7 protein-coding genes are annotated in these 11,741 nt (G+C 65.4%); 6 read left to right on the top strand and 1 reads right to left on the bottom strand.

Features of this window, described 5'->3' with window-relative positions; genetic code table 11:
* The first annotated feature begins 175 nt into the window (after positions 1-175).
* From ACWD3C_RS21800 to ACWD3C_RS21820, 5 genes are all read left to right on the top strand, one after another.
* Positions 176-1,669: an N-6 DNA methylase gene (locus ACWD3C_RS21800; RefSeq protein WP_451146275.1), complete on the top strand. Its 1,494-nt coding sequence runs from the start codon at positions 176-178 to the stop codon at positions 1,667-1,669.
* Complete coding sequence (locus tag ACWD3C_RS21805; RefSeq protein WP_451146277.1) at positions 1,666-3,174, top strand: type I restriction-modification system subunit M; 1,509 nt, start codon at positions 1,666-1,668, stop codon at positions 3,172-3,174. The genes ACWD3C_RS21800 and ACWD3C_RS21805 overlap by 4 nt, the downstream gene beginning before the upstream one ends.
* Positions 3,171-4,352, top strand: a complete 1,182-nt coding sequence (locus ACWD3C_RS21810; protein ID WP_451146279.1) for a restriction endonuclease subunit S — start codon at positions 3,171-3,173, stop codon at positions 4,350-4,352. Before ACWD3C_RS21805 ends, ACWD3C_RS21810 begins: the two co-directional genes overlap by 4 nt.
* Positions 4,349-7,288, top strand: coding sequence for a type I restriction endonuclease subunit R (locus tag ACWD3C_RS21815; RefSeq protein ID WP_451146281.1), 2,940 nt, complete (start codon positions 4,349-4,351; stop codon positions 7,286-7,288). The genes ACWD3C_RS21810 and ACWD3C_RS21815 overlap by 4 nt, the downstream gene beginning before the upstream one ends.
* Before the next feature lie 163 nt (positions 7,289-7,451).
* Positions 7,452-9,065 (top strand): hypothetical protein, encoded by a 1,614-nt coding sequence (locus tag ACWD3C_RS21820; RefSeq protein ID WP_451146283.1) that lies wholly within the window; start codon positions 7,452-7,454, stop codon positions 9,063-9,065.
* A 200-nt stretch (positions 9,066-9,265) separates the two neighbouring features.
* Here the strand turns inward: ACWD3C_RS21820 and ACWD3C_RS21825 are convergent, their stop codons facing one another.
* Positions 9,266-10,204, bottom strand: a complete 939-nt coding sequence (locus tag ACWD3C_RS21825; RefSeq protein WP_451146285.1) for a DUF5655 domain-containing protein — start codon at positions 10,202-10,204, stop codon at positions 9,266-9,268.
* 229 nt (positions 10,205-10,433) lie between these two features.
* Between ACWD3C_RS21825 and ACWD3C_RS21830 the strand changes: the two genes are divergently transcribed.
* On the top strand, positions 10,434-11,693 hold the full coding sequence (locus tag ACWD3C_RS21830; RefSeq protein WP_451146287.1) for a helix-turn-helix domain-containing protein: 1,260 nt from the start codon (positions 10,434-10,436) through the stop codon (positions 11,691-11,693).
* Positions 11,694-11,741: the final 48 nt, after the last annotated feature.

Raw genomic sequence — 11,741 nt, forward strand, 5'->3', positions numbered from 1 at the left:
TATGCTATGGGCTCGGGACAGCGGTTCCGCAGTAGGCACTTATCCGGTACAGCCCTGGCGGATCCCGCTAGGCTCCGACACGTCCTCACCAGGACGACGAGCTGAGCAAGCCGAGGAAGCGGGCAGTGATCGAGTGGGGTCGAGGGCAGTCGGTGTGGGGGAGCAGGAGCTTCCGGTGCCGTTGACGTTGGGGGAGCTAGAGTCGTATCTGGCGAAGGCGGCTGATCTGCTGCGGGGCAGCATCGATCAGGCGGACTTCAAGGCGTACATCTTCCCGTTGATGTTCTTCAAGCGGATCAGCGATGTGTACGACGAGGAGTACGCCCGCGCGCTGGACGAGTCCGGTGGCGACCACACGTATGCGGCGTTCGAAGAGAACCACCGGTTCACCATCCCCGAGGGATGCCACTGGGTAGACGTGCGCGAGCGGACCGAGAGCGTCGGTGAGGCGCTCAAGACCGCCTTCCGCGGGGTCGAACAGGCCAACCAGGGCACGCTGTACGGCATCTTCGGCGGCGCGACCTGGACCAACAAGGACAAGCTCCCGAACAGTAAGCTGATTGACCTGATCGAGCATTTCTCGACCAAGGTCCTTTCGATCTCCCAGGCCGCTCCCGACGTGCTGGGGCAGGCGTACGAGTACCTGATCAAGCGGTTCGCCGACCAGTCCAACAAGAAGGCCGGCGAGTACTACACCCCGCGCGAGGTGGTCGCACTGCTGGTCAACATCCTCGACCCCCGGGAGGGCGAGACGGTCTACGACCCGGCCTGTGGTACCGGTGGCATGCTGATCGAGGTCATCCAGCACATCAGGGCCCTCGGCGGTGACCCGAAGACCGTACTCGGCAAGTTGTACGGCCAGGAGAAGGTGCTCACCACTTCCGCGATCGCCCGGATGAACCTGCTGCTGCACGGCGTGGAGGACTTCCACGTCGAGCGCGGTGACACGCTGCGCGACCCGGCCTACTTTGACCACGGCCGGCTGGCCAGGTTCGACTGCGTGATCGCCAACCCGCCGTTCTCGTTGAAGAACTGGGGCCATGAGCAGTGGGCCTCCGATCCGTGGGGTCGTAATAAGTTGGGCGGGGTGCCGCCGAAGGGATACGCCGACTGGGCCTGGGTCCAGCACATGCTCACCTCCGCCGCGCCTACCGGAGGAAGGGTCGCAGTCGTCCTCCCGCAGGGCGCACTGTTCCGTCAGAACGCCGAGGGCCGCATCCGCGAGCACATCCTCAAAGCTGGCTTCGTGGAGGCCGTCATCGGCTTGGCGCCCAACCTGTTCTACGGCGCCGGCCTGGCCGCCTGCGTGCTGATCCTGCGTCACCAGCGCCCCGTCGAGCAGCAGGACAAGGTGCTCTTCATCAACGGAGAGTTGCTCTTCAAGCGCGGCCGCAACCAGTACACCCTCGAGCCCGACCACGCCGAGACCCTCCTGAAGGCGTATCAGCAGTACGCCGACCAGCCCGGCCTGGCCGCGGTCGCGACCCTGGACGACATCAAGGCCAACGGCTGGAACCTGAACATCCCGCTGTACGTCGAGCCGGCCGAAGTCGGCGAGCAGATCACCCTGGAGCAGGCCTTGGCCGACCTGGAGACCGCGCACGCGAAGACCCGCGAGACCCGCGCAGCGCTGGAGGCCGAGCTGACGAAGTGGGGGCTGGGCGCATGATCACGACGAGCCCGAAGCGGATCACCCAGCGGGAACTGGAGTCCTACCTGTGGGGCGCCGCAGTGCTGCTGCGCGGCCTGATCGACGCCGGCGACTACAAGCAGTACATCTTCCCCCTGGTCTTCCTCAAGCGCCTCTCTGACGTCTACGACGAGGAACACGCCGCCGCCCTGGAGGTGTACGGCGACGAGGAGTTTGCCGACCTCCCGGAGAACCACCGCTTCGCCGTCCCCGACGGCGCCCACTGGGCCGACCTGCGCAAGGTCACCAGCAACGTTGGCACCGCACTTAGGGCCGCGATGCGGGCCATCGAGTCCGCCAACCCCGACACCCTCACCGGCGTTTTCAGCGACGGCGAGTGGACCAACAAGGACCTGCTCCCCGACTCGACCCTGTCCGATCTGATCGAGCACTTCTCGACCAAGACGCTGTCGGTGGCGAACCTGCCAGAGGACGAGCTCGGGCAGGGCTATGAGTACCTGATCAAGAAGTTCGCCGATGACTCCGGCCACACTGCCCAGGAGTTCTACACCAACCGCACGCTCGTGCACCTGATGACCATGATGCTGGAACCTCAGCCGGGGGAGTCGGTCTACGACCCCACCTGCGGCACAGGCGGCATGCTGATCTCCACCGTCGCCGAGCTCAAGCGCCAGGGCAAGGAGTGGCGCAGCCTGCGCCTGTACGGCCAGGAGCTCAACTACGGCACCTCGGCGATCGCGAAGATGAACCTCTTCCTCCACGGCATCGCAGACGGCCACATTGCCCACGGCGACATCCTCGCCAAGCCAGCCTTCCTCGACGCTCACGGCCGGCTGCGGACTTTCGACGTCATCCTGGCCAACCCGCCGTACTCCATCAAGACCTGGAACCGGGCCGCGTTCATGAAGGACCCCTACGGCCGCAACATGTGGGGCGTCCCGCCACAGAACCGGGCTGACTACGCTTTCCTGCAGCACATCGCGAAGAGCCTCGATCCGAGGACTGGTCGGGCTGCGATCCTCCTGCCGCACGGTGTGCTGTTCCGTCGCGATGAGGTCATCGTGCGGGAGGGCTTGGTCGAATCCGACATGGTCGAGTGCGTGCTCGGGCTTGGCGAAGGGCTGTTCTACAACTCGCCGATGCCAGCAGCCGTTGTCATCCTGCGCACGCAGAAGCCACGCAAGAGGCGAGGCAGGATTCTGCTGATCGATGCGAGCAAGGAGGTTGCGCGCGAGCGGACGCAGTCATTCCTCCGCGCAGCGAACCAGACGAGGATCCTCGATGCCTACCAGGCTTTCGAGGCCGTCGACGGCCTCGCAGCCGTGGCGACCATTGATGAGGTCCGCGAGCGTAGGTACTCGCTGGCCATCTCCTCGTACGTCACCTCAGCGACGGGCAGCAGCGCTAGCGTTGCTGGTGAGTCGCTCGATGTCGCACTGAGGAATTGGCGTGCGGCTGCAGCGGAGTCCGACCGGGCGGTCGAAAAAGTTCTGGCCATGCTCGGCGAGGAGGTGTCTCAGTGAACCTCAACCTGGACAAGTCCGCCTGGAAACGCGTCGCCCTCGGCGACGTCGCCAAGCACGTCACCGATCGCGTCGATGCTGAGACGTCTGGACTTGAGCGCTTCCTCGCGGGCGAGCACATCCCTAGCAACGACCTCGCAATCACCCAGTGGGGCGTCATCGGGCGCGACCCGATCGGGCCGATGTTTTACAAGCGGTTCAAGCCTGGCCACGTCCTCTACGTCTCACGACGCTCCTACCTGCGTAAGGCAGCCGTCCCGGAGTTTGAGGGTATTACGGGAGAAAAGACCTTCGTGCTGGAGAGCCGTGATGAGTCGGTCCTGCTCCAGCGGTTCTTGCCGTTCATCATCAGTGCTGAGGTGTTCCACTCGTACGCGGTTGCTAACTCCCGCGGTTCGGTCAATCCGTACATCAACTGGACAGAGCTGGCGAACTACGAGTTCGACCTCCCACCCCTCGACGAACAACAGCGCCTCGCCGACCTCCTCTGGGCCATCGAGGGGTACCGGCGTTCGGTCGTGAGCGCGATAGCGGCAGGCCTCAGTGCTAGGTACGCATGGCTAGGCACTTCGATCGGCAGCCTCGTGGACAGAGAAGCTGTGCCATTCGAGCGTGTATGGGCTCGGTCCCCCGAGAGCGGATGGTCCGCCGCACCTGTTGACGAGGTGACAGACCACTATGTGCTGTCGCTGGCAGCCATCGGGCAGTTTGGCTACCGCGCTGGCCAACTGAAGAACGTTCCGGACAGTCCCGAGGTGAGGGCGGCCAGACTCAATCAGGGCGATCTGTTGATCTCGAGAGCGAACACAGTCGAGGCTGTCGGCCGCCCCTGCATTTTCACGGAGGATCGGTCAGACGTCTCGTTCCCAGACACGATGATGCGTCTGCATTTCGTTGACGACGTTCAGCCCGCATTTGCAGAGGCAGTCCTCGCGAGCCCCCATGGGCGCAAGCACATGAGGAGAAACGCCGCCGGGAGTGCGACAAGCATGGTCAAGATCAACCGTCAGTCGTTGTCTCGCTTGGCCTTCCCGACGGCAACCGCTGAGGAACAGAACAAGTTCCTTGACAGGCTTGCGCGATTGGGTGAAGCGGTGGAGTTGGCGCAGTCCGATCTCCGCGCACTGGATACCTCACGAGGCACCGTGTCTGCCGAGATCTTCGGAGGTGCCGAGTGACCTTCAACGAGGCGAACACCGTCCGCGACTTCGTCCGGGATCTGTTGGAGTCGGTGGACGTGCGGTTCGTGCCGGGGGATCATCTGCCGCGGCGCACCGATGAGGTCATGCTGGAGCAGCAGGTGCGGGCGGCGTTAATCCGCCTCAACCCGACCATCGAGGCGGATCCGCGTCTGGCCGATGAGGTGATCTACCAGCTGCGGGCGATTCTGATCTCCGCGCGCAACACGCCGAATCCGACGGTTGCGAACGAGGAGTTCGCGGCATGGCTCACAGGGCAGAAGTCGATGCCGTTCGGGCCCGATGGCGAGCATGTGACCGTCAAACTGATCGACTTCGACCACCCCGACGAGCACAGTGCGAACAACTGGATCGTCTCTACCGAAGTGACCTACAGAGTCGGGCGGCTGGAGCGGCGCTTCGACCTGGTGATCTGGTGCAACGGCTTCCCCCTCGTCGTGGGGGAAGCGAAGTCGCCGGTCCGGCCGGCGTACTCCTGGATCGACGCGGCCGCGCAGGTCAAGGAGGACTACGAGGTCAACGTGCCGGCGTTCTTCGTGCCGAACGTGCTCAACTTCGCCACCGAAGGCAAGGACTTCCGCTACGGGTCGGTCGGGATGCCGGTGGAGCTGTGGGGGCCGTGGCGGGCGGATGAGTCCGGTGACGACCACACGTCCGTGAAGGTAGGCCTCGCGGCAGTCAAGGAGGCGGTTGAGGGCGTCCTGGATCCGGATGCGATCTTGGACTTCCTGCGGTTCTTCACGCTGTTTGCGACCGACAAGAAGCACCGCAAGATCAAGGTGATCGCGCGGTTCCAGCAGCTCCAGGCGACCAACCTGATCGTGGAGCGGGTGCTGCACGGGCGGATCAAGCAGGGGCTGATCTGGCACTTCCAGGGGTCGGGGAAGTCGCTCCTGATGGTGTTCACTGCGCAGAAGCTGCGCGCGATGGCGGGGCTGACCTCGCCGACCGTGATCATTGTGGTCGACCGGATCGACCTGGACACCCAGATCACCGCGACGTTCAACGCCTCCGACGTACCGAACCTGGTCTCCACCGAGTCCCGCAGGGAGCTACAGGAGCTCCTGGGCGCGGGGGCGCGGAAGATCATCATCACCACGATCCACAAGTTCGGCGAAGCACCCGGGGTGCTGGACGCGCGCGACAACATCATTGTCATGGTCGACGAGGCCCACCGCTCCCAGGAGGGCGACTACGGCCGCAAGATGCGCGAGGCACTGCCTAACGCGTTCCTGTTTGGGCTGACCGGGACGCCGATCAACAAGCGCGACCGCAACACGTTCATGTGGTTCGGCTCCGAGGCCGACGAGCACGGGTATCTCTCGCGCTACTCCTTCTCCGACTCCATCCGCGACGGCGCCACCCTGCCGCTGCACTTCGAGCCACGTCTCTCGGAGATCCACCTGGACGAGGAGGCGATCGTCGCCGCCTTCGCCGAACTCGCCGACCGCCACGGGCTCACCGAGGAGGACCGCACCACCCTGTCGAAGAAGGCCGCCTCCCTGGAGGCGCTGATCAAGGCCCCCGACCGGGTCCGCAAGATCGCCGCCGACATCGCCGAGCACTTCACCACCAAGGTCGAGCCGCAGGGCTTCAAGGCGCAGGTCGTGGTCTACGACAAGGCTACCTGCGTGGCTTACAAGAAAGAGCTTGACGGCCTGCTGGGTCCGGACGTGTCCACGATCGTGATGTCCGCCGGTCGCGGTGACAAGCTAGCGTGGAAGCAGTGGACGCCGGGTCGGGAGGAGCTGGAGCGAATCACCGCTCGCTTCAACGACCCGGCCGACCCGTTGAAGATCATCATTGTAACCGCGAAGCTGCTCACCGGCTTCGACGCCCCGATCCTCTACGCCCAGTACATTGACAAGCCCCTGCGCGAGCACACCCTGCTCCAGGCAATCTGCCGTACGAATCGGGTCTATCCGCCCGCGAAGACCCACGGCCTGATAGTGGACTACCTCGGCATCTTCGACGACGTCGCCAAGGCCTTCGAGTTCGACGACAAGTCCGTCCAGCAGGTCATCTCCAACATCGCTGTACTCCGCGAGCAGCTCGGCCCCGCGATCGAGGCTGCTCTGGCATTCTTCCCGGGTGTCAACCGCACCGTCGGCGGCTATGAGGGCCTGATCCAGGCGCAGACCGCGATCGACTCCGATGAGTCCCGTGACGCCTTCGGAGCTGCATACAGCTTCGTCGCCCAGCTGTGGGAGACCCTCTCCCCGGACTCGATCCTGTCCGAGTACGAGTCGGACTACCGCTGGCTGACCGACGTCTACCGGTCCGTGCAGCCCACCGACGTCACCGGCCGACTGGTCTGGCACACGCTGGGCGCCAAGACCCTTGAGCTCATAAACGAGCACGTCACCGTCGAGGTCCCCCGCACCGACCTGGAGACCATCGTCCTCGATGCGCAGGTTATCGAGGACCTGATGACAGGCAAGCGCAAGGACATCGACCCCGTCGAGGTCGAGAAGTGGATCACCGCCCGCATCGCCAAGCACGTCGGCAACCCGGCCTTCATCGAACTTGGCCAGCGATTGAATGCTCTGCGGGAGAAATACGCCCACTCCCAGCAGGCATCGCTGGAGTTCCTCAAGGAGCTCTTCGCACTGGCGCGAGACACAGTCGCAGCGGAGAAAGCCGCCGCTGAGGTGCCCCGCGAGGAGCGCGGAAAGGCCGCCTTGACCGACCTCTTCGAGTCACTCAAGGGCGAGGAGACCCCGATCATCGCCGAGAAGGTCGTCGACGAGGTCGACTCCGTCGTCCGTACCGTCCGCTTTGACGGCTGGCAGGGCACCAACGAAGGCGATCGCCTCGTCCAACAGGCGCTTCGAAAGGCGCTCTACATCAAGTTCAAGATCCGCGACCAGGATGTCTTCGGGAAGGCACTGGGATACATCCGGGAGTATTACTAACGGGGCTTTGCCCCAGCCCGACGAGCCATGTCCGGTGGTGGCGGCTTTCGGGGGTGTGTGGAGACTCCGGTCGGCAGCAGACGGTGACACGCGGTCGCCGGAGTAGTACTGCTCTGGGCAGTGGTTGGCCGCATCGGCGGCCGCTGTCCGACCGGAGCCCGTCATGACGCTACCGCGCACCGTCGCCGATGTCCTGGGTCCGCACACGGTCTTCGAGGTGGAGTGCATCGACCGGATGTACCTCAACGTGTACGTGCCGCAGCTGCAGTTCGCGGCCGGGCTGGTCGGGTATGTCCACCGGCAGTTGGGGCTGCCGGTGGCCTCGACCGCGCCGATGGCCCAGATCACCGACGCGTTCACGGCAGCGGTCCGCGCCTTCGCCCGCGACCGCGCCCTGCCGTGGGTGGATTTCGCCAAGGGACAGCGCAAGGACGACCTCGCCCACGAGTACCTCGCCCGCTTCCACGGCGACGAAGGGGTGCTGTTCATCGGCCGGGCGCAGGAGAAGAGCAGGGTCTTCCGCACCGAGAAGCGCCGCGACGCCGAGGGCAGGAGCTACCCGTGGATCGTGAAGACCACCGGGGTGGTCAACCAGTTCTACTTCTACTGCGTGGATGAGGACTTCGGTCCGTTCTTCCTCAAGTTCTGCGCCTACTTCCACTACAACGCCAAGCTCTGCATCAACGGCAACGAGTGGGCCAAACGCCAGGCCGCCAAGGCCGGGCTCGGCTTCACTCCGCTGGACAACGCCTTCGCCGCCGTCCAGGACCCCGCCGCCCTGCAGGCCATCTGCGACACCCTCGGCCCCGCCCAGATCGACGCCCTGCTGCGCAAGTGGCTCGCACGCCTCCCGCACCCCTTCAGCCCGGCCGACCGGGCCGCGGGTTACCGCTACGAGGTGTCCATCCTGCAGGCCGAGTTCTCTCTCACCCAGATGCTCGACCGCCCGGTGTCGGGGCGGATCTTCTTCGAGCAGGTCATCCGCGACAACCTCGACCTCGGCCGCCCCGACCAGGTCTCCCTGATCTTCGACCGGCGCATCCACCACGGCCGCAAGCGACCCACCCCCGGAGTCTTCCGCACCCGCGTGCTGACCGACGGCGTCATCCCCAGCCTGCACATCGACTACAAGAGCACCAGGATCAAGCAGTACCACAAGGAAGGACGCGCGCTACGGACCGAGACCACCATCAACAACACCCGCGACTTCGACATCGGCAAACGGCTGACCAACCTGCCCGCCCTGCGGCAGATCGGCTTCACCGCCAACCGGCGCCTGCTCGGCGTCCAACGACTCAGCCACGACCCCGCCCGAGGCGCACAAGCACTGTCCGCCGTCACCGATCCCATCGTCACCGCCGAGGGCACCCGCATCCCCGGCCTGCGCTTCGCCGACCCACGCGCCCAGGCCCTCCTGCACGCCCTGCTGGTCTTCCGGCTCCTGCCCCGCGGATTCGCCAACCGCGACCTGCGCGTCTTACTCGCACCCCTCCTCGGGAAGCCACCCGAGACCATCACCGCCGGGCAGATGTCCTACGACCTGCGCCGCCTGCGCGCCCACGGCCTCATCGAACGCATCCCGCGCACCCACCGCTACCACCTCACCCCACCCGGCCACGAACAGGCACTCTTCCTCACCCGCGTCCACGACCGCGTACTGAGAACCGGACTGGCCGACCTCACCGACGCCGACCATCCCACCCCGCTCCGCACCGCGACCAAAACCTACGACCGAACCGTGGACGACTACCTCCGAAGAGCCGGACTCACCGCCTGACCGCAGCAAACCTGCCCCACCACGCAAACTTGACTCGATCACGACGGCTTCACCCGTCCTAGCCTCCTAGCTGCTCCTTGTGCTGGTTAGGAGGGAAGAGGTCTCTCGCTCGCTACCGACACGCTCCAAATCGAAGAAGCCTGCATCGCCCAACTGATGGGACACTTGCGCCCTATCATCCGGACGGTTCTCGAGAAACGCTAGGCCGCCTCGAATGCCCGCCGGATCAGTGGCCCGGCCTTTTCCAGGTCGGCTGCCGAGGCGATCCGCAGCTCCAGGTCGCCCGTCCCGAGGTGGCCGATGCCGCGCATGTCGCGGGAGAAGCCCTCCTCCAGCTCGACCGTGTTCGGGTCGATTCTGAGGTAGACGAGGATCACCTCGTGCTTCGGGCGGAAGATTACCGAGGCGAGGTTCACCATGCGCCGGTAGGCGATGTAGTGCATCAGCTGAGCCACCTCGACCTCGCCCCACGCGGTCAGGGCCTCGTCCAGTTCGGCGTACAGGTCCCGCAGGCAGGCCGGGGGCGCGCCCGGGATCGCCTGGACCGACGGTTTCCCGTCCCCGCCGGCGGCACCGGCTGTGAACTCCCGCTCCCGATGCTGCCGCCGAGCCGGAGCGTGGCTCGGAGAGCCGGGTGCGGACTCGATCAGCAACAGGCTCAGCAGCGCACCGTCGAAGACGCGGTAGCGCACCAGGTCGATTCGCTCGCGCAGTCGCTGCACCGCGACCCGGTCGTGGTGGGAGAAGCTGGCCGCGATACAGACCATCCGCGGGTTCCGCCAGTCGATCGACTCGGCCGCCTCAGCACCCAGCTTCTCCTTGACCAGTGCCTCGAACTCGTGATGCGCCGATTCCAACCACGACAGGTAGGAGACGGCCTGCGACAGGACCCCGCTGTCGGAGCCCTTCTTGTATTCCACCACGACGGGCGTGTTGTTCTCGTCGAGCCCGAGCGTGTCGATCCGGCCCCGGTGCCAGGGCCCTGTCGGGTACTCGGACGCCAGGAAACGGATGCCGAGCATCGCCTCCATCCCCGCCTCGATCCGATGCTGAAGCTCCACCTCCAGCGCCACCGTCGAACCCTGCAGCTCGATGTCCCGGCCATCGGCATCCAGATGGAACAGCTTCAGGTCGCTCACCAGCGCCCCCTCCTGCGATCACTACAGGAGGATCAATCGATAGCGGTACCGCACTATTCCGGCCGGAAGATCGCCGGAGACCGTACAGACTCAAGGACGACGGAGCGGTCGGGTGGAGCGCACCGTTCGGGGGACGGCTCGCCGATGTCAGCGTTGATCCATGCCAGCAGTAGGGCCGACAGCAGAGGCACGGTTGCAATGAAGTCTTCAGCCTGGTTCTTATGGAGCTATGCCTGCGCCCCTTCGCAGAATCGAGCCGAGCCGCCTGGCGGCCCGGCGCGAAGAGCTGGGGCTGACACGAGCGGAACTGGCGGCGCGGGCGGGGGTGTCGGAAAGGATGATCTTCTTCTACGAGGAGGGCAGGCACTCGCCCACTCCGGCCCGGTTGGACCAGCTGGCCAAGGCGTTGGGGTGCGACTCGGGAGCGCTCACCGGAGCTCAGCGCGGTGCGGAAACGTTGATCGATCTTCGTTATGCCGCTGGACTGCCCCTCGACCGAGTCGCTGAACTGCTGCGAGCATCATCAGCCGGACGTGAGCTGTGCGTGTCCGCAGCCAAGGTGGCGGCTCTGGAGAGCGGTCGCGAGGTGCGTGGCCGGAGGTGGCAGGACGCCCAGACGACCGGCAGGTTGCTCGCTCCTCTTGCGAAGGTCTACGGCGTGCCCGTGCGTATGGTTCTGGACGCCTGGATGCGCACACGTACAGGTGAGCCGGCGCCGCAGATCCCGGGCAAGCGGGAGCAGGACCCCTCGCAGGCCGCACTGAAGACCTGGGAGTTGTTGAACGAACGGCAGCGCATCTACCTGGGCGAAATCATGCGGGATGACCGTATGACGGAGACCGAGATGTGGATGCGACGGGTGCAGCGTCTGCCAGTGCCCCGAGCGGCAGAGTGGCGCAAGCTGCCGTTGACCCTCAAGGCCGCACCGTCACTGGTGGGCTATACCCGCCTGCAGGAACGCCTTCGGCGTGGCGGAGTGCACGATCCTGGCGCTGGCCAGACCGTGCATGCACTTGAGCGGCGGGGGCTGCTGATCATCACGGAGGACGCCGTCGAGCATCCCGGCGTTGGTCATGTGGACCGGGTGCTGGTGGAGATTACCCGCCGGGGCCGAGCAGCTGCCCGCGCCGGACTGGGCGAGCCTCGTGAACCCGACCACGCGGTGCATCTGCTGTCGGAGTGGCTGTGGGGCGTATTGGCACGGGTTGCGGCGGCGGAGCCGACCGGGTTGGAGGACGACCGGTTGGCGGGCCGGTCCCTCTTCTTCATTGGCGTGGGCTACAAGGGGAAAGCCGGCGGTCAGCCGAGCCGGGGCTTCGTCGAATCCGTTCCGGTGATGGCGGCAGGGGGCACGCACGTTGCCGAGTACCGATGGCGATTGACCAGGCTCGGTAAGCGGCATGTCGCGGAGTATCTCGATCTCTATCGGGAGCTCTATCCGCAGGTCGATACCACAGGGCTCGGCCCTTTTCCGGTCGACTCACTCTAGAAGCTGGCATTCCCTCCATCTCGGGGTGATTGTCAGTGGTGCGGTCTA

This window comes from Streptomyces sp. NPDC002845 (assembly GCF_053591955.1).